The organism is Bacillus sp. JJ1521 (assembly GCF_036965165.1).
GTDB lineage: Bacteria > Bacillota > Bacilli > Bacillales > Bacillaceae_L > Ferdinandcohnia.
This window is the reverse complement of sequence record NZ_JBALOX010000090.1, coordinates 1-19652: the sequence shown is the minus strand read 5'-3', so window position 1 is coordinate 19652 and position 19652 is coordinate 1. Positions and strand designations below refer to the sequence as shown.

The 19652-nt window shown below is 38.1% G+C and carries 17 protein-coding genes, 3 pseudogenes and 1 other annotated feature; of the genes and pseudogenes, 14 read left to right on the top strand and 6 right to left on the bottom strand.

The features are described 5' to 3' along the window. The 9 genes and pseudogenes from V7147_RS13485 to V7147_RS13445 all read left to right on the top strand — a co-directional run. Positions 1-4223 (top strand): annotated as a pseudogene (locus V7147_RS13485) (S8 family serine peptidase); the annotation flags it as partial. A gap of 133 nt (positions 4224-4356) precedes the next feature. Then, on the top strand, positions 4357-5136 hold the full coding sequence (locus V7147_RS13480; RefSeq protein WP_335368367.1) for a M23 family metallopeptidase: 780 nt from the start codon (positions 4357-4359) through the stop codon (positions 5134-5136). Beyond that, positions 5129-5995: a M50 family metallopeptidase gene (locus V7147_RS13475; RefSeq protein WP_335368366.1), complete on the top strand. Its 867-nt coding sequence runs from the start codon at positions 5129-5131 to the stop codon at positions 5993-5995. Before V7147_RS13480 ends, V7147_RS13475 begins: the two co-directional genes overlap by 8 nt. A 60-nt stretch (positions 5996-6055) precedes the next feature. After that, positions 6056-7525 (top strand): Rne/Rng family ribonuclease, encoded by a 1470-nt coding sequence (locus V7147_RS13470; protein WP_335368365.1) that lies wholly within the window; start codon positions 6056-6058, stop codon positions 7523-7525. 71 nt (positions 7526-7596) lie between these two features. Continuing rightward, positions 7597-7676, top strand: a sequence feature (ribosomal protein L21 leader region). 17 nt (positions 7677-7693) lie between these two features. Then, complete coding sequence (gene rplU / locus V7147_RS13465) at positions 7694-8002, top strand: 50S ribosomal protein L21 (RefSeq protein WP_010678279.1); 309 nt, start codon at positions 7694-7696, stop codon at positions 8000-8002. An 11-nt stretch (positions 8003-8013) separates the two neighbouring features. Then, positions 8014-8340, top strand: a complete 327-nt coding sequence (locus V7147_RS13460; RefSeq protein WP_335368364.1) for a ribosomal-processing cysteine protease Prp — start codon at positions 8014-8016, stop codon at positions 8338-8340. Between the two features lie 177 nt (positions 8341-8517). Beyond that, the gene (gene rpmA, locus V7147_RS13455) at positions 8518-8811 is read left to right on the top strand and encodes a 50S ribosomal protein L27 (protein WP_010678277.1); all 294 of its coding nucleotides are present in this window, start codon (positions 8518-8520) and stop codon (positions 8809-8811) included. 131 nt (positions 8812-8942) lie between these two features. Further along, on the top strand, positions 8943-9482 hold the full coding sequence (locus tag V7147_RS13450) for a sporulation initiation phosphotransferase B (RefSeq protein WP_335368363.1): 540 nt from the start codon (positions 8943-8945) through the stop codon (positions 9480-9482). A 34-nt stretch (positions 9483-9516) separates the two neighbouring features. Next, positions 9517-10071, top strand: a pseudogene (locus V7147_RS13445) (GTPase ObgE); the annotation flags it as partial. A gap of 41 nt (positions 10072-10112) precedes the next feature. Here V7147_RS13445 and V7147_RS13440 read toward each other — a convergent pair. After that, positions 10113-10748, bottom strand: a pseudogene (locus V7147_RS13440) (MFS transporter); the annotation flags it as partial. A gap of 199 nt (positions 10749-10947) precedes the next feature. Here V7147_RS13440 and V7147_RS13435 point away from each other — a divergent pair. Continuing rightward, positions 10948-11550, top strand: a complete 603-nt coding sequence (locus V7147_RS13435; protein WP_335368362.1) for a LysE/ArgO family amino acid transporter — start codon at positions 10948-10950, stop codon at positions 11548-11550. A 148-nt stretch (positions 11551-11698) separates the two neighbouring features. On the opposite strand, the gene V7147_RS13430 is transcribed toward V7147_RS13435, so the two are convergent. Continuing rightward, positions 11699-12100 carry a CcdC protein domain-containing protein gene (locus V7147_RS13430; RefSeq protein WP_438824590.1) on the bottom strand — a complete coding sequence of 134 codons (402 nt, stop codon included), beginning with the start codon at positions 12098-12100 and terminating at the stop codon, positions 11699-11701. Between the two features lie 377 nt (positions 12101-12477). Between V7147_RS13430 and V7147_RS13425 the strand changes: the two genes are divergently transcribed. Further along, positions 12478-13236 carry a CPBP family intramembrane glutamic endopeptidase gene (locus V7147_RS13425; protein ID WP_335368361.1) on the top strand — a complete coding sequence of 253 codons (759 nt, stop codon included), beginning with the start codon at positions 12478-12480 and terminating at the stop codon, positions 13234-13236. Positions 13237-13420: 184 nt separating this feature from the next. Here the strand turns inward: V7147_RS13425 and lepB are convergent, their stop codons facing one another. Beyond that, entirely contained in the window at positions 13421-13966 is a 546-nt protein-coding gene (gene lepB, locus V7147_RS13420; protein ID WP_335368360.1) for a signal peptidase I, read from the bottom strand. Between the two features lie 226 nt (positions 13967-14192). Here lepB and V7147_RS13415 point away from each other — a divergent pair, with 226 nt between their 5' ends. Then, positions 14193-14432 carry a hypothetical protein gene (locus tag V7147_RS13415; protein ID WP_335368359.1) on the top strand — a complete coding sequence of 80 codons (240 nt, stop codon included), beginning with the start codon at positions 14193-14195 and terminating at the stop codon, positions 14430-14432. Between the two features lie 345 nt (positions 14433-14777). Here V7147_RS13415 and V7147_RS13410 read toward each other — a convergent pair whose 3' ends face one another. Both V7147_RS13410 and V7147_RS13405 read right to left on the bottom strand, forming a co-directional pair. Continuing rightward, complete coding sequence (locus V7147_RS13410; RefSeq protein WP_335368358.1) at positions 14778-15668, bottom strand: DMT family transporter; 891 nt, start codon at positions 15666-15668, stop codon at positions 14778-14780. A 247-nt stretch (positions 15669-15915) separates the two neighbouring features. Continuing rightward, entirely contained in the window at positions 15916-16488 is a 573-nt protein-coding gene (locus V7147_RS13405) for a hypothetical protein (protein WP_335368357.1), read from the bottom strand. Between the two features lie 156 nt (positions 16489-16644). Between V7147_RS13405 and V7147_RS13400 the strand changes: the two genes are divergently transcribed. Both V7147_RS13400 and V7147_RS13395 read left to right on the top strand, forming a co-directional pair. Beyond that, complete coding sequence (locus V7147_RS13400) at positions 16645-18090, top strand: glucose dehydrogenase (RefSeq protein WP_335368356.1); 1446 nt, start codon at positions 16645-16647, stop codon at positions 18088-18090. Between the two features lie 30 nt (positions 18091-18120). Then, the gene (locus V7147_RS13395; protein ID WP_335368355.1) at positions 18121-18420 is read left to right on the top strand and encodes a 4a-hydroxytetrahydrobiopterin dehydratase; all 300 of its coding nucleotides are present in this window, start codon (positions 18121-18123) and stop codon (positions 18418-18420) included. A 458-nt stretch (positions 18421-18878) separates the two neighbouring features. On the opposite strand, the gene V7147_RS13390 is transcribed toward V7147_RS13395, so the two are convergent. Further along, complete coding sequence (locus tag V7147_RS13390) at positions 18879-19586, bottom strand: DNA alkylation repair protein (protein ID WP_335368354.1); 708 nt, start codon at positions 19584-19586, stop codon at positions 18879-18881. Positions 19587-19652 lie beyond the last annotated feature (66 nt).

The following is a 19652-nucleotide window of genomic DNA, read 5'->3' as shown; positions in this document are numbered from 1 at the left end:
GAGCTTACAAGACCAATTCGCTAATGACAAAATGGTTACATTTCTTGTTAAATTCAAGGAACAAGTAGATTCAAAGAAAGTGGCAAATGAAGCTGCTAAAAAAGCAAGTTTACAAAAAGCAACAGTCGCTCAAACGAAATCGATAAAGCGAAATGCTATCGTTTCGGAACTACGAACAACTGCAATCGAAACACAAGGCAATGTAAAGGAGTACCTTGAAAAAGAAGAAGCTGCTGGTAATGCAAAGGATATTAAATCCTTCTTCATTGTAAATGGAATGGGATTAACTGCCACTAAGGAAGTTATGGAAAAAATTGCAACATTCCCTGAGGTTGAAAAGGTGTTACCGAATGAAAATCGTCAATTGCATACTCCAGCCAAGGTGGAGACATCGGTTGCTATTGAATCAAAAGCAAGCCCTCAAAACATTGAGTGGAATATTGATCGTGTAGGTGCTCCGCAAGTTTGGGAAATGGGAATTGATGGATCAGGTACAGTTGTGGCTAGTATTGATACGGGTGTTCAATGGAACCATCCGGCACTAATGGAACAGTACCGTGGATATAATCCAGCCAATCCAAATAATCCGAATCATCAATATAGCTGGTTTGATGCCACGGCTGGACGGACTGCTCCAATGGATGATATCGGACACGGAACTCACGTTACAGGTACAATGGTTGGAGCTGAGCCAAATGGTGGGAATCAAATTGGGGTTGCTCCAGGTGCGAAGTGGATTGCTGTAAAGGCATTTACATCAGCTGGCGGATCAGATTTTGACCTATTAGAAGCTGGGGATTGGATTATTGCTCCAGGAGGTAATCCGGATATGGCTCCGGATGTTGTGAACAACTCGTGGGGTGGAGGACGAGGATTAGATGAANNAAAACTGGAGAGAAGCGGAAATCTTCCCGGAATTCTCTGCAGGTAATACAACATTATCAAATCCGGGTGGACCTGGTTCTATTGCAAATCCAGCAAACTACCCAGAATCATTTGCGACAGGAGCTACAGATATCAATAATCGTTTAGCTAGCTTCTCGTTACAAGGTCCATCACCGTATCCAGGAGATATGAAACCTGATATTTCTGCCCCGGGAGTGAACATTCGATCTTCAGTGCCTGGGAGTGGTTATGAGGGTGGATGGAACGGAACATCAATGGCTGGACCCCATATTTCTGCTGTAGTAGCTTTATTAAAACAAGCAAATGCATCATTAACCATTGATCAAATCGAAGAAATTATCACAACAACTGCAACACCTTTAACTGATAGTACTTTCCCAGCTTCTCCAAACTTTGGTTACGGATATGGATTGGTTAACGCATATCTAGCTGTATCCTCAGTAGCTACTGGGCTAGGGAAAATTAAAGGTCAGGTTGCAAAAGACGGTGCGGATGAAGCAGCTCCAACTTTTGAGCATACAGCACCGGGCGAAACGTATGCAGGTATGGATTTACCACTATCTATTTCTGTTCAAGACAATGTTAGCATCACTTCTGTTGTGCTTCAATACGAAAATCAAGCTGGTGAATGGGTGAATGTAGCAGCTACTCAAACATCAGGAAATTACAAAGAAGGAACATATGAGGCGGTAATTCCAGGGGAAGAAATTTCAGTGCCTTCTGTTTCATATCGTTGGCAGGTTGTTGATTTTGGTCAAAATGATGTAACAACAGACGTTTATGAAGTTTCCGTAAAACCAGGAATTTCAGTTGGATATTTCCAAGACTTTGAATCTACTCCATTAGGTTGGTTCTCATATGGTGCTGAGGATTCTTGGCAATGGGGTGCTCCAACAAGTGGACCAAATGGTGCTTATTCAGGCGAGAAAGTGTATGCTACAAATCTATCAGGAACATATGCTAGTCGTGGTAATATGACTCTAGTAATGCCTCCTATAGACATACCAGCTGAAGGCCCTGCATATCTACAATACATGAACTGGTATAATCTTGAACGTAACTGGGATTTCGGTCATGTATTTGTTTCAACAGATATGGAAAGCTGGACACAGCTGCGTCGTATTACGGACATATCTTCAGGCTGGCAGTCTGCGGAAGTTGATTTATCTGCGTATGCAGGTCAAAGAATTTTTATTGGCTTTAATGTTACGACAGATGGAAGTGTAGTTCGTGATGGATGGTACATTGATGATGTGCGCCTTTCTAATCAGGCACTGACAACCACAAATAATGCTGAATTAGGAATAACGTTTGATAAAGGAGAAACCTCAGTTGACCTTAAAGAAGGGGAAAAAGTTGATCCTGCCAAAATTAAACCTGCAGGTCCACACATTGGCATGAAGGAAATCAATATTGATAAAGTTAACCCACAGGCATTACCATTAAATGCTCAAGTAAGTATTGTTGAATCAGGTAGATCTGTTACAACTAACCCTGCAACTGGAGCATATGAATTAATTCATGGAACAGGAGATTTTACAGTAATTGCGGAAAGCTATGGATATCATCCAGCTCAGCAAACTGTAACAGTTGAGGCCGATGGTGAGGCAGTAGCAAACTTTGTGTTAGAAGAAAAAACTAAAGGAACGGTTTCCGGTACTGTGACAAATGCAGCAACAGGTGAACCAGTTTCAGGTGCAACTTTGTTACTTGTAGAAGATGCTAATGTAACTCCTGTTGAGACAGATGCAAATGGTCATTATTCACTTACAGCTTATGAAGGCACATATACTATTCGTGTAATGGCACCTTCCTACTACAGTGAATCAATTGAAGTTGTCCTGGATGGCGGAGCGTTAGAACAAAATATTGAGTTACGACCATTCATCGGATATCCAGGGGAAATTGGTTATGATGATGGTACAGCGGAAAATGCTCGTGCCTTTTATGATGCTGGAAATGGCTGGGCTGTGAAAATGTCTTTAGCTGAAGGTAATGATACAGCACTTGTTACAGGAGGACTCTTCCGTTTCTGGGATACCTCATGGCCAACTCCAGGGGGTACAAAATTCAAGGTAGAAGTATGGGATGCTACTGGAACAGATGGAGCTCCAGGTAAGAAACTGGCTGGACCAATTGATGCAACAGCACTTCGTACGGGCCAATGGACAAATGTTGATCTAGCTGCAGAAGGAATCATTGTAGAAGGCGACTTCTATATGGTGTACATCCAAGCAGATCCAAATCCAAATGCACCTGGACTCGGAACTGATGAAGATGGTAAGTTTTCTGGCCGAAGCTGGCAGTTTGTCGGTGGTGGTTGGTCACTGGCACCAGAAGATGAAGGTAACTATATGATTCGTGCTACAGTTAATTATGAAGTAACAGCACCTACGATTACTTCACCAGTGACAGGGTCTTTCACAAATAATCCTAATGTAACAGTTGAAGGAAAGGCTGCTCCTACAACAACTGTTCACGTATTTAACGATGGTGAAGAAGTAGCAACAACAGATACAACTGCTGAGGGTACGTATTCTGTAGATGTTGAATTAAAAGTTGGTGAGAATTCATTGACTGCGAAGGCATCAACTGAAACTGGTATTACGGACGAATCAGAAGCTGTAGTTGTCATACTTGACCAAACAGCACCTGAGCTAGCTATAACTAGTCCTGAAGATGGTTTAAAGACAAATAAAGAAGCTATTACTGTAACAGGTACTGTACAGGATGAGAATATCGATACTGTAACAGTAAATGGTGAGAGCGCAACAATAACAGATGGTAGCTTTACAAAACGTGTTCTAGTTGAAAATGGTGAAAACAAAATTGTAGTAGTTGCTACTGACAAAGCGGGTAATTCAACGAATAATCAAGTTACAGTATTTGCTAAATTTGGCGAAATAACGATAGCTGATCTAAAACCTACAGACGATGTACATTTAAAATCAGGTGAGAGTGTGAAGATTGAATTCACAAGTGAACCAGGATTGAACGCATACTACGCAATTCGTTTACCATTGACAAATACAGTAGGTCTTAGCGATGTTACAGAACTTCCATTACAAGAGGTCTCATCTGGTGTCTATGAAGGATACTGGACTGCAGTTTCTAGCGTAGTTGCAGATGGTGCTGAGATTGAAGTAATTGTAAGAGACCAGTTTGGTAACGAAGCTCGACAACTAGCAGCAGGAAAGCTAATCATCAACGTGCAAGGAGATGACGGCAAACCAGGAAAGCCTGAAAAACCGGGTAAGCCAGAGAAACCAGGAAAGCCTGAAAAACCGGGAAAACCGGATAATCCAGGAAAGAAATAATAGTGTAGGAAGAAGGATGTGGAGTAATCCCATCCTTCTTTATTTACTATATAAAAAGCTTCATATAGTCATAACCGAACTCTCTCAAACATAAACTTGTACAAATAATATGGACAAGGGATGATGTGAAAATATGAGTAAGCGAGCGAATGATATTAGAAGGCGGATTGAAAAGAGAAAGCGTGAGAGAAACTCTAACACTTCCATCCCTCGAAAAGCAGCTCCTCCCTTTTTAGCGAGTGATGAGGAACGTTACGGGGGTAGTACATACACATCTTTTAATGGCGGTGAACCAGGAGAAGGTGGGCATCCTCTTTTTCGAAAGGAAGTTTTTCTTTTTAAAGTGTTACTCTCGGCTATTCTTGTTTTATCAATAGGAATCGTATTTAAAAATCAATCCCCGACATTTGAGAATGTCCGGCATTTTGTATCAAGTACAATGAAGACTGAATTTCAATTTGCTGCTGTAACTGAATGGTATAAAGATACATTTGGCAGTCCACTAGCATTGATCCCAATCAATCAAAATAAAGAAAAAAACGAGAGCCCTACACCAGGTAAATATGCTCTTCCTGCTGCAGGAAAAGTGACTGAAACTTTTGAAGCAAATGGCCAAGGAATTATTGTGGAAACGGACAGTAAGGTAGTGGAAGCAATGAATTCAGGAAAAGTGATTGAGTTGGCAGTTAAAGGTGATCTTGGTAAAACAGTTGTGATCCAGCATAGTGATGGCTCTGAAACTTGGTATGGAAATTTAGGAACTGTCGACGTTATGCTTTATGATTATGTGGAGGCTGGCCAAGAGGTTGGTAAAGTTCAAGATCCAGAAGGTGACAACAAAGGAACGTATTATTTTGCAATTAAGCAAGGTGAAACATTTATTGATCCGATACAGGTGATAAAATTTGAATAAATATTTTAAACTCCTCAGAAGAATTGAAATACATCCATTACTTTGGCTCATCGTCGGTGTGGCAGTTATTACTGCGCATTTTAGAGAGTTATTGATGTTATTTTTTATCATATTTGTCCACGAAATGGGACATGCAGCATGTGCCCATTTTTTTTCATGGAGAATTAAAAGGATTCAGCTCCTTCCATTTGGTGGTGTGGCGGAGATGGATGAGCATGGAAATCGTCCATTGAAGGAGGAGCTCCTTGTTATTTTAGCAGGACCCCTTCAACATATTTGGATGGTGGCAGTTGCATATTTATTAACAGTAGGCTCTGTTATTTCAGAAAAAACCTTTGATCTCTTTTTTTATCATAATGCGGTTATCTTTTTCTTTAATCTTCTTCCTATATGGCCATTAGATGGAGGGAAGCTTCTCTATTTGTTTTTCTCTTATCGGCATTCCTTTTTTGAAGCACATAAGCGGATGATTATTACATCAAGCTTAGTTGTAGTGTTCATTTTAATTGGGATGGTTTTCTATAGTCCTACTAATCTTAATCTCTGGGTCATCCTTTCCTTCCTAATATTCTCGATTATTATGGAATGGCGGAAGCGTCATTTCGTGTTTATGAGGTTTTTACTGGAGCGCTATTATGGAAAGCAAGATACTTTTACGAAGTTAAAGCCATTGATAGTAGATGAATCAGTGATGGTTTATAGCGTTTTATCAATGTTTCAACGAGGATATAAGCACCCGATTGTGATACAGAAGGACGGGGAGAACCAACTTCCCCTTGATGAAAATGAGCTTTTACATGCCTATTTTAATGATAAAAAAATTACTCAACCGGTTGGAGAGCTTCTCTACTTGTATTGACGTTGCTAGATAGGTTACATTAAAAAAAGAAAGTGTAACGTCAAAGTGAGGATTAAGAGTTTGAAAACAATAATAATGAATGTAAAAACAAGTGAAAAGCGTGTAGCAGTAATTGAGGGAAATAAAGTTCTTGAATTAAATATCCAACAACCAAAACATAAAGAAATCGTCGGAAATATTTATAAGGGGCGTGTGATTGATGTCCTTCCGGGGATGCAAGCAGCTTTTGTCGATATTGGCTTAGGCAGGAACGGTTATATCGGGCGAGAACAGCTTGCGACCTATCATCTCTCACCCCCTAGTGAAAAAGAAAAGAGCATATCCCATTTTATTAGACAAGGTGAGGAAATCATTGTCCAGGTAACGAAAGAAGGGGCGGAACGGAAAGGCCCTAAATTAACTGGTCTAATTGAATTTCCTGGGGCTTCCCTTGTTTATTTGCCGTTTGGCAATTATGTGGCGGTCTCTCGGAAAATGAAAGAGGAAGAAGAACGGAATAGATGGCGCAAGTTTGGACAAACATATCTTCAAAATCAAGAGGGTCTAATTATTCGAACGGCTTGTGAAAATCAAGATGAGACAAAGATACTGAAAGAGCTTGAATTTGGGCGAAGTCGTTTCAAAGTGTTACAAGACCAACAAAAAAAGCTCAAGCCACCAAGCTTGTTATTTGATGCAAATAATCTAGCGGATAAAATTTTACTAGAGAATCGGCTTGAAAATATTAAAGGGATTGTGATTGATGATGCACAAACGTTTCGAGAGTTAAAGGAACAACTTGGTGAAGAAAAGGTCAGCTTTTTTCGTGGAAAAGAAAATATTTTTTCTTTCTATGGGATTGAGAAAGAAATTGAAAGAGGTCTTAAGCAAATTGTGTGGATCGACAATGGCGCCTATTTGTTAATTGAACAAACGGAAGCTTTAACGATTATAGACGTAAATACCGGTAAATTTCAAGGAAAAGAAAATTTACAAGACACCGTGTTTAAAACAAATTTAGCTGCAGCAAAAGAAATTGCAAATCAGTTAATACTAAGGGATATTAGCGGAATTATCTTGATTGATTTTATTGATATGAAGCTAGATGTTGAACGTCAAAAGGTAATACATGCATTAAGGTCTGTAGCAAAGGAAGATAGAAATCGTGTGACCATTCATGGCTTTACTTCCCTCGGTATTTTGGAAATGACCCGTAAGAAGACACGAAACGACTTGTCTGCTATTTTACAGACAAACTGTCCAACATGTTCAGGTACTGGTCGGATTGACTCTGCAGAAACTGTTGTCTTTAAGCTTGAGCGAGAACTATGGGAGCACCAAGGGATGGACCATGATGCTGTCTGGATTGAGGCAACTGATGAAGTGAAACATGTTTTTCTAGGAGCTCATAACGAGCATAAGAAAAGGTTAGAAGATGCTTTATCCATTAAAATTTACATAACTGAATTAGCTTCTGCAAAACATGATTACACCATTAGACAATTAGGTAGCAATGACGAAATAAAAGCAAGGCTACACATTCAATCCTAGATCAATATTGATAATTATATTGACGCAACGACGCTTTTGTGATAATATTTTCATGTTATTGTTTGTAGCACCCATTGCTACAACCGCACATTCCAGGTATTTAAGTTTCCTTAAATGGAGCGCCTGTGTAGTGGCGAGTCTTAGTCCAAAATATTAGGAGGTGCAAGTATGTACGCAATTATTGAAACTGGCGGTAAGCAAATTAAAGTTCAAGAAGGCCAAGAAATCTATGTTGAAAAGCTTGACGTAGAACAAGGTGGAACAGTTACATTTGACAAGGTTTTATTCGTAGGTGGCGAAAACGTGAAAGTTGGTAGCCCAACTGTTGAAGGTGCAACTGTTACAGCTAAAGTTGAAAAGCAAGGTCGCGCTAAGAAGATCATTGTTTTCAAATATAAGGCTAAAAAGAACTACCGTAAAAAACAAGGTCATCGTCAACCTTACACTAAAGTTACAATCGAAAAAATCAACGCATAAGGCTTTCTATCATGATAAAGGTTACTATTAACCGTAATAGTTCAGGTAGAATCGATTCATTCACAATGAGTGGACATGCCGAATATGATGTTCCTGGGAAGGATATCGTTTGTGCAGGTGCCTCAGCAGTTGCTTTTGGTACCATTAATTCCATATATGCTTTATGTAACGTAGAGCCGATATTGGAGCAAGAAAAAAATGGTTTCCTCCGCTGTCAGATTCCTCCTCTTGAGGATGAAACAAATGAGGAAAAGGTACAGCTTCTTCTAGAAGGAATGCTTGTATCCTTACAAACGATTGAACTTGATTATGGACAATATATGAAAATTCAATCATAAAAACATAATAAATGGTCAAAAAGGAGGACAAAAAGGGCCGAGAACTTCTAGGAACGATAGGCCTTAGGACCGGAGCGTTTGGTTTTAATACGTGAGGACCGGAGGGTCAGAGTGACAACGAAATTCGACAGCCATTTTTCCCGGACTTTTTGAACTTCTATTAGGAGGTGGACAATAATGTTCGTAAGATTAGACCTGCAATTCTTCGCTTCTAAAAAAGGGGTAGGTAGTACAAAGAACGGTCGTGATTCAATCGCGAAACGTCTTGGTGCAAAACGTGCTGATGGTCAATTCGTTACTGGTGGATCTATTTTATACCGTCAACGCGGTACTAAAATCTATCCAGGAGTAAACGTTGGCCGTGGTGGTGACGACACTCTATTCGCAAAAGTTGACGGAGTTGTTAAATTTGAGCGTTTAGGCCGTGACCGCAAACAAGTAAGTGTATACCCAGCTGCACAAGAAGCGTAATAACACTTAAAACTCTAACCACATGGTTAGAGTTTTTGTTTTTTACCAAAAATCGTACTATAAGAATGTAGTGTTATTTTTCAAGGTTTGATATAATTTTTAGACAAGATTCGAAATTTAGGGGAAATGACATGAATAAAAATTGGAGTACGATCGATGTATTAAAACATACACGTCATGATTGGTTAAATAAAATACAACTAATCAAAGGAAATATCTCGCTAAATAAAATAGATCGGGTAGAGGCCATTATTGAAGAAATTGTAATTGACACTCAAAATGAAACCCATCTCACAAATTTACAAATTCCAACATTTGCTGCACTTATCATGACCTTTAATTGGGAGCCACATAAATATCAATTAGACTATGATCTCGTCGGCGAGATTCGAAACTTATCCAACCACGATATGGAACTAACCGAATTGTCCTCACAATTTTTTGTGATACTTGAAGAAGCAGTTGACGAACTGGGAGAAAATCATTTATCACTCACCATAGATTGTTCATCAGAGGAAACTCGATTCTTTTTTGATTTTAGTGGAATACTAAAAAATAGGGAAAACCTAACAAAATGGCTAACTGCAATGAGCAAAACGAAAGCATTCCCGAAAATAAAGGAATACAAAGTACATAATGAAGAAGTAAGTTTAACATTATATATTGCATAAAGATTTAGGTGCATAGATACCGGAGGAATAAAATATGTTTGTAGATCAAGTCAAAGTATATGTAAAAGGTGGAGACGGTGGTAACGGAATGGTTGCGTACCGTCGTGAAAAATATGTTCCAATGGGTGGACCTGCTGGAGGTGATGGCGGAAAAGGAGCCGACGTCATCTTTGAGGTAGAAGAAGGGCTAAGAACCTTGATGGATTTCCGTTATCAACGTCATTTTAAGGCAAAGCGCGGAGAACACGGAATGTCGAAGAATCAACATGGTAAAAATGCGGAACCGATGATTGTAAAAGTGCCACCTGGAACTGTCGTAACAGATGATGACACAGGAGTGGTCATTGCGGATTTAACACAGCATGGCCAAAGAGCAGTCATTGCTAAAGCTGGTCGTGGCGGAAGAGGTAACTCCCGATTTGCGACACCTGCCAATCCAGCACCGGAAATTGCTGAAAATGGTGAGCCTGGACAGGAGCGGTATGTAAAACTTGAACTAAAAGTTCTAGCGGACGTTGGTCTTGTTGGATTTCCAAGCGTAGGAAAATCAACCCTTCTCTCCGTTGTGTCAGCAGCAAAACCAAAAATGAAATAGATGACACTTATCCAATTCGCACTAAAACCAGTAGTTGCTTCTAAATATGGCTTAAAATAGGCATACATAATCGTATGACCCGTCATATATAGGAATGTCGTTGTAAGCCCTAATGTGATTTTGTGATTTTTAAATGCTGTAAGTTGCTGCCTCAACGGAATTTGAGGTTTTGGTTCTATACGTTCCATAAATAAATGAACGCCAATAATGGATAAAGCTGTCAATACAGTGATAAGTACGAAAGGCGCTCTCCAGCCGAAGCTATCTCCCATGACAAGTCCGATTGGAACTCCTAAAACTAAAGAAGCACTCACACCCATAGAGACAATTCCAATCGCCCTGCCTTTATACTGTTCTCCTACTAAGCTTGGAGCCATTACTAAACACAATATGATTAAAAGTGCTCCACTTAACGCTAATATAATTCTTCCGATAAACAAAATAGAATAGGTAGGCGCAAATACCGTTACGATACAGCCCACTAAAAATATGTATAAGCAAACCAAGGTTAGCCGTTTTCTTTCGATTTTAGCTGTCATGACAAGTAAAATGGGTGATGCCACTGCAAAAATAACTGCAAAAACAGTGATCAGCAAACCGACTTGTCCGATACTTACTTGTAAATCTTCAGCAATTAAATCGACAATCCCGCTAATGATTAGTTCAACCATCCCGATAATAAAGGCAATGATCATTAAAAAATAAATTCGTTTATCCATGTTGTCTTCCTTCCTAATGCTGTCCTTACTATATACTATCTTTTGATGAAAGTTTACTCAAGAATAAGATAATTATGTACAATGGGGAATGATGATGTGATTTTTCTTTTAGTTGTATCATAGTTTGTTAGGAATTGAAAGGATTGATAAAATGGAAGCCATTCTACACGGAATCATCTTAGCATTTGGTCTTATTTTACCTTTAGGTGTACAGAATGTATTTGTTTTTTCTCAAGGAGCAACACAACCAAAATTACTACGCGCATTTCCTGCGACCATTACAGCTGCAATGTGCGATACACTGTTAATTCTTTTAGCTGTGTTTGGTTTATCCGTTATTGTCTTACAGTTTGAATGGCTACGAATTAGTCTAATGATTGTTGGCATCTTGTTTTTAACTTACATGGGATATGCGATTTGGCGGTCTGAACCAACTGCTAATGCTGCGAACAAAGCATTACCAATCCGGCAACAAATCATTTTCGCATCCTCGGTTTCATTATTAAACCCTCATGCCATTTTAGATATTGTCGGCGTAATTGGTACAAGTGCATTAAAATATATTGGAACAGAACAAATCTTATTTACCGTTGCTTGTATTATTGTATCCTGGATGTGGTTTTTTGGCTTAACGCTCGCAGGTGCGACCATGAAGAAAATAGATGGAACAGGGGTTTTAATGAAGATGTTCAACAAATTCTCCGCCATCTTTATCTGGGGAACAGCGGTATATCTTTTGATCGGATTAGTGTGATACATTAATCCTTTTTTAATTATCATGAAGTATTATTAATTTAGGTTCCATCACCTTCACTCATTTAATTCATATGAAACTATTAATTTTGTATGGGGTAATTATTCAAAAGTTCGTCTCTTACTAATTAAATTATTACCCCTAAGACTTACATGGCTACATGTGAGTTATATACTTTTTTGAATTTCATAAAACTAATTATTCTCCATAACCCTACATACACAAACAGAGAAATAATAGATAAAGCGTTTAATGTCAAAGCATCAATGCCTGGTAAAAAGTAATTAACTAGTCGTCGGCTAACAAATACTAAAATTAAAGCAATCACAAAACCAATGCTCTTTTTTCCATATATTTTCCCATCCTCTCGAATCTCGTAGCCAGTTGTATAAATCAATGGAACAGACAAGAGAGTACCAAATATCACAGAAATGACAATCTCTATTAAAGTCATGTGAACTGAAGGTTGTATCACAACAGAAAGGGCGGGTGACATATAGAGCAGCGGTAGCAAAATTCGCAAGCCTGAACCTTTAATTGGGCGGACCATAGCTCTTGTTCGCCTCCAAAGTATCAATCCAAAAATAACAAGTAAAATTGAGTACATTTCATAATGCATATTTATTAATCACTCCATCTCTTATACTTCAATTGTAAGCGAACATCTTAATGGTAATTGTACATAACTTGGATAAATTTACAGAATAAAATAAGACCGAATGAAAGTTTTATTTTCACATCCCCATTACCTAGATTTTCCTCCCATTAAATTTTATGAATTACATTTTTTTATTATTCAACGAACAGGGGCATAAATCCTTTTTGGATCTATGCCCCCTTTGTACATTTTCTTATAAATATTCAAAAAAACTAGGCAGCACCTTGTTTTTTTCTTATCATAAGAATAAAAAGAATAAGGGGATACCTATGGGTTATTACGGTAAAGTAATACTAGGTTTCATTGTACTAGATTTGTATTTGAACATGGGAATTGCAAAATCAAGTAATTTTTTTCTACAGGTTTTATTAGTCCTTTTGTTTTTCCCATTATTGAAGGGAATTTTGATGCTAACCAAGGTAAAAGAGTATAAACATATCGGAATCAGCTTTCATCGAAAATGGTGGAAAAATATGTTATTCGGGTTTATTATCGGTTTTTCATTTTGGCTGTTGAAGTACATACTCACCTATCTTTTTGGTGGTTTTGAGATTACGGGTGTTAAGTCGTTCCCAGAAATAATCAACTCACTTTTGATGGTGATGCTGATATTTTTAGTCGGATCCTTTTTAAATGACATCATCGTCCGAGGGTTTGTATTTGGCCATTTAAAAGAGAGAATTCCTGTGAAATGGGTGTTTATCATTTCCCTTATACTTTATGCCCTAGACGACTCCTGGAATGAAGGGTTCAGTATTACCAACTCATTGTTTTCTCTTATCCTTGGACTATCGTTAACCTATGCAATTTTTAAAACAGGTTCGCTTTGGGCGGACACAGGCATACATTGGGGTCTGAACGTCTGCTATGGCATCTTTAACGGACCTCTCGGTAGCTTAGATGGAGGAATCGTGATAACAGAGTTCGAACAGCAATCAATGTTTTTAGAAATGATCAGCTATATTGTTCCTTTGTTTATGTTTTTGTTTGTATATTTGCTACGAAACAAATTTGTACGAAACGGCTAGGGACACCACTAGCCGTTTTCCCGCTATCTCAGAATTTATATTATGATGATACCAATAATCTCCCTTTAATAGTGGGGGGTTCTTTTGTTATTCGTATTCAATTGCTGGAGAAGCTTCTATATGAATAAAAGAAAAATCTTTTAACTGCAATCAAAAAAGGTGCTAGTTGCGCACCTTTTTTGACTTACTTATCAATTATCTTTATCTCTTTAATTGGCCAAACTACAACATTCGTTTTTCCAACTATTTTTTCAATGGGAATCGCTCCAATATGCCGACTGTCCATACTATTTCGCCGATTATCTCCCATCACAAACAAATGTCCTTCTGGAACGACATCACTACCCACTGGAGTTTCCCTTAATGTAAATGAATACGTAAGTGGACCATCTTTTACCACTTGTTTACTTTTGTCTAAATAGGGTTCATCGTAAGGTTCTCCATTTATATACAACGTATCATTTTTATATTCAATGCGATCCCCTGGTAAACCAATGACTCTTTTAATAAAGTCTTTATCACCTGTAGCATGAAAGACAACGACATCGAATCTTTTCGGTTCACCTATTTTCGTTACAATCATTCGATTTTGGTCATGCAAAGTAGGCTGCATGGAAGCACCTTCTACTACAACAGGAGTAAAGAAAAAAGCACGAACAATAAAAGCGACTACGATTGCAATAAAAAGGGCTTTAACCCATTCCCAAATTTCATTTCTCTTTTCAACCACTTTTTCACCTTCCCACTTATCTCCAAGAAGAGATATTTAATGTTATATTCCACAAAACAAGAATAAATTCCTTCATTGTGTATTGAATTAATTACACTGATTACTTTTTCAAGTAGGAATATCCGCATAAACTTTGCGAAATAATATATTACATACAACCTTATGGTGTTATAATAAAAAAACAAAACTAAAAGGTATTACATTCAATATTTAGGAGGCAAAAGAAATGGACAAGCAAGGTCAAGAAATGTTTTTAAATTTCATCTTACAAAGAGTTCAAGAGGGCAAGGAGGATGAAGCAAGAGAAATACTTACAGAAAACTTTAGAAAGCAACAAGAAGGCACTTTTTCACAAAAGGACATTCAAGAGTTCCTCCCTAAAATGATTAGTCTATTAAAACCGGATAAATTAGAGGAAATAAAAGCAGTTGTAAAGAATTTTGCTGGGGATTTCGAAAATAAATAAGGTCAACCAATTTGTTTATGGTGAAGCGAGATTGCGTTTTAAACCACTCTCGGTTCTTTTATTTTTTATTTTTTATTCTACAATTCGAACGACTTTTGTATAAGCTCGAAGGAATGGTTTTACAAAAACCATTCACCTTGAGCTATTTTTACTGCTTTACCCCCTACATAAACGTTAATTTCCCCGTGACCCTCATCTGCTTTTAAAAATAATATGGACAAAAAGCACCCCAAAAAGATATTTTAGGGATGCCTTTTCTCTTCACGCTCATTATAAGACAATAAAGGAAACATTAAAGGTTAACTGCTACTATCCAAATATGGATGAAACTTTGTATGGTCTTAACTATGCTGCTTTTTTCTTTATTTGTTTATCTTTTATATCTGAAATCAAGAAGATACTGCTTAAAATAACAAAAAGACCAGCAATCATTCCTATAGTAATATGTTCATTAAGAAAAACAGCCCCCCATATCAAACCGAACAGAGGAATCATGAACGTCACGCTTAATGTTTTAGTGGGACCTACACTTGTAATTAAGTAAAAATACAGGAGATACCCAATGGCAGTACAAAAAAGTGCTAAACTCAAGACGGATAATCCAACGATAGGTGTAAAAACGGATGTTGATTTTGGCAAATTGAATAGGGTAAAAGGAATAAGTAGTAGGGTTGCACCCATTTGTTGTCCAAATGCAACAGAGAATGGTGGTACACGATCAAATGCCTTTTTTGCATAAACACCAGCAAATCCGTAGGATACAGTTGAAAGTATAGAGAGCACAATAGCAATGATTACTTCTGTAGTAAATGATACGGGACTCCAACCAACTAGAATGATTACTCCAATGATGCCAACGAAAATACCAACCCACTTTTGCGTGCTTAATTTTTCCTTCATCCAGCCCCAAACAACAAGAGCAGTAAATAGCGGTGTCATGGAATTAATAATGGCCAGCATTGAAGCGTTCAGGTGAAGTGATGCCATAGCAATCAGTGTAAATGGAATCGCTGCATTCAGTGCACCGATCATCAAATATTGTTTCCAACGTTTCCCCCATCCAGTTGATTGCCCAATTATAAAAATATAAATCAATAATGCAGCTGCAGCTATTGTTACACGCCCTTGAATAGTTAGAAATGGACCGATTTCTGGAGATGCTATCCGAATAAATAAAAATGATGCCCCCCATAAAGCAGCCAATCCAAACAATGCTGCGATGTCTTTCGCCGTCATGAATATTCTCTCCTTTTTTTTTCAGTGTATATCCGAATTAACCGTAAAAAATCTATGATAGTAAGCGGAACTAGTATACCATGACAAATGTGCAATTTGGCTATTCTTTTGCTTCCTGAATCACAAAAAAAGAGCGCCAATCCTTCTTAGATCGACACTCCGATGAGAAACAAATTTTTTGCATCTTACATATTTGCTGTTGGGCCCAAAGCCTTCCCTTATCCAATTTTAGGGCAGCCCCTGTCCTCTACCGTCCAGAAAAAATTTTATTAAGTCCTTTAAAACCAGAGATACTGACTTTCTTCCAAATCCAACTATACAAGAATGAAAAGGCGAATATCCCTAAAAGAACTAGACTATTAAAATGAGATGTTACCGATGGACCCAATATTGGAAATTTCAATACATATAATAAAAAACTGATACCTAGAGTCAAACATAATGCGGCAAAAAAAATAATAAGTATACTTTTCTTTAAATACTTAAGACCAATCCCTAAGCTAAGTCCTAATAATCCTGTCGTAAAAATGAACACCAATAGCTCACTTGGCTGGAGCATTGCTAATAGAAATATAGTTACGAAATAAGTCAATACACCTATTCTAAGTGACATAAGGCTCGCAAGTACAAGAGGACCCGTGGTCATCATGCTAAGAATATAACCAATACCAGTAAAAATCCCCGCAGACTGAAAAATAACGGCTATTGAACCTAACAGGGCACCAACTGCTATCCTCATAGCCTTAGAATATTTTTCAATAGATGGGATTAGCTCATCTCCACTAAAACTAGAAGTTACTTTTTTGAAAATTGACCTCATCTGGACTCCCCCCATAATAGGTAAATGCAGCGAGAATGGAAATTATGCATGTTATTTTACTAATGCATCGAAGATTCCACGTCCCTTATGGGTACTATTAGAACCGTTCTACTCATATTCTGATATAAAAAGCAATGAGAAGGGATGAGATGTTTGTTGAGAAAAGTTAAGGTTGGTTTACGTCCCATCTTAAATCGGGTCAATTTACCTACTGTTTTAAAAACAGCTATCCTTCCGGGTGACTCCATTGAAAGATTATTTATTGCAACCCAGGTCGGTGAAATCTTTTACATAGGAAACTCAAGTTTTCGGGTCTTTTTAGATATTCGATCACGAATTCTAAAACTAGGGGGCCCTGGTGGTTATGATGAGAGGGGATTGGTAGGATTAGCGTTTCACCCCCAATTTCATGCAAACGGCTTGTTTTATCTTCATTATTCAATAGCTGGTTCACAAGGTCCAGTTGCTCCTTCCGAATCTTTTAAACCCAACCCGTGTGATCCAAAAACATTAAATTTAAAGTGGACAAATCGAGAGACTCAATTTGATCATATCGATACAGTGGAAGAATGGGTTTTACAAGCGAATGGCCAACCTCAAATACGTCGAACCTTACTTAACTTAAGGAGACCCTTTTTTAATCATAATGGGGTGAATAGCTTAAACTTTTCTCCTGAAACTGGAAAACTTGTTTTAACGACTGGAGATGGCGGTTTAGGCTATGATCCGTTTAATTTAAGCCAGGACGAGATGGAAATTGCGGGTAAAATCATTGAAATTGATGTGGGGATACAGACATCAATCAACAATCCACCTATCGTCACACGTTTTAATGAACTACCTATACCAATCCAAGAAACACTTACAGTCATCGCCAAAGGGGTTCGAAACATTCCGGGGATTTCCTTTCAAAGATATTATAATCAATACATCAAATATGTAGGAATTGTCGGACAGGATATGGCTGAGTCGATTTTTTCATTTGTCCAATATAAACCAATACCGGTTACTCAGATTGTGGGACGTAGTGACAGGTACATCGTCCCAAATGGTACAAGGGAACTGTCCACAAATCTCACCAACCAAGAAGGGTTTATTAACTTTGGATGGCGTGGGTGGGAAGGTGCTTTTCCTACTTCGACCATCAATCGTTGCGCTGAAAACCAGGATTTGGATGAAAAGGTGATGGCTTATTATAATGAGGCTATTAAAACCTCGGTGAAGCGGATTCCACCTTTAACTAGTTATTACCACAAGGATACCCGCCCTGATAAGTTCGCGGGAACTGCACTTACGGGCGTTCATCCATATATGGGAAAAGGAATCCCCACTTTAACAGGAAGCGTTGTATTTACAGACGCTGCCCGGAAAGAGGAGTCTCTAACTCCGGTTAGAGGGGCTTTAGCTTATACCAAGGTAAGACCGGATTGTAAACTAAGTGATTTTAGTGTAATTGAAACCGATTATAATTTTGGGGATCAATCAGCTTATTATATGAGTCTGGGAACGAATATTTACCAGACAAAATTATACTTAGGCGTTTATGGCTCTATGAATGTGACTGATTTAAACCAGGGAACTGTATTTGAAATTGTTCCATGATCATATGAAAATAACGAGAGGGCAATGAACATGGAAAAACTAAGTAGCGAAGCCATCCAAATCAAACTCGCAGAAAACCCAAACTGGAAGCTGATCGATGAAAAGTGGATTGAACGGAAGTATCGATTTAAGGAATTTCTGAATGGTATCGAATTTGTTCAACATGTTGCCCAACTGTCGGAACGAATGAAGCATCATCCCTTTATCTCTATCGACTATAAGCTTATCTCTGTAAAAATTACCTCCTGGCATGCGAGGGGATTAACAGATTTAGATTTTACATTAGCAGAAAAATACGATGAGTTATATGTACAAATTAATAATAAGTAGATGGTGTCGAATATTAAGCCGTTGGACAATTTGTAGGGCTAGAGTGAATAAAATTCATTAGAAATAGCAAGGGTTTATACCCTTGCTATATTTGCTTTTAATTGATAATTCTTTGGATTGCGAATTACGAAGTTTGCAATCCATTTCCACTTTCTCCCTATTGATTTCTTGTAGATATACGAATTCATAGACGGAGAATTTCCCGCTAATGTATATATGGAAGGCTTTAGAAGAGGGTATTAGCGGAGAAATTCCGATTAACTGCTCTAAAAAAGGTAAAATTCAAAGATTTGGATAAATTAGATGAAAAAAACGACCCCTATTTATAAGGATTTGTAGGTATTTTCAAATTTAGACGGAATTTCTCCGTTTATTTTTCATACATAGTGAAACAACATTCAGTTAAAACAAAAGGGCATTGATCCTTCCCAAACCAACACCCCAGCTCAAAGCTAATCTTAACACCTAACATATTTCCGCTTGAAGCCTAGCTTCCCTCTATCCAATTCTTTTTGAATACTTTCATAAGAATTGAGGAGACTGCTTTTTTTCTTGTCCCGTTTGACTTCAACGATCCCCACTTCCGTTGCAGTCTCGACTGCTTTTTCATGAAGCGGCACATATGAAATTCCCACCGTGTATAGAAAATTATTCATTGCCGATTTTGTACGTTCTGGTGAATCATGAATCGTATTCCTCACTAGATCAAGCATATTGGAAATCTTGGTTTCGGAAAATTCATGGTCTTTGCGATTCCCTAATAGCCAGCAATAGCAGCTCCAGCCTGCTGACATTCTCAGCTCCTCACCACTCGCAATCCATTTATCAGCAACTTCTTGTGCTATGTCAGATTCTGATAAAGTTACTGCTACCACATAGTCAGAAAGCATATAAAAATACGCACCATCCATCCAACGATCATAATCTGCCTCAGTCATGGCTTTTGGGTCCGCAATAATGCCTGCAAAGTACATTGCATCGTAGTTTCCTGTGGCATAAAGCTCTTCTGCTAAAGGTTGATTGATTTTTATTTTCTTAGCCATTGGTTTCATAGCACCCGTAGCCACCCCAAAAACCGGTTCATGCGCACCATTGGACATGTATATTTTTTTCATTCGTTCTTTACCCAGGGCTTCAAGCTCCTGCATAACCGTTTCGAAATCCATAACTTTGTACTTCCTTCCCGAATATTATTACCCTATTAGTTTAACCAACTAGCACATATATAAAGT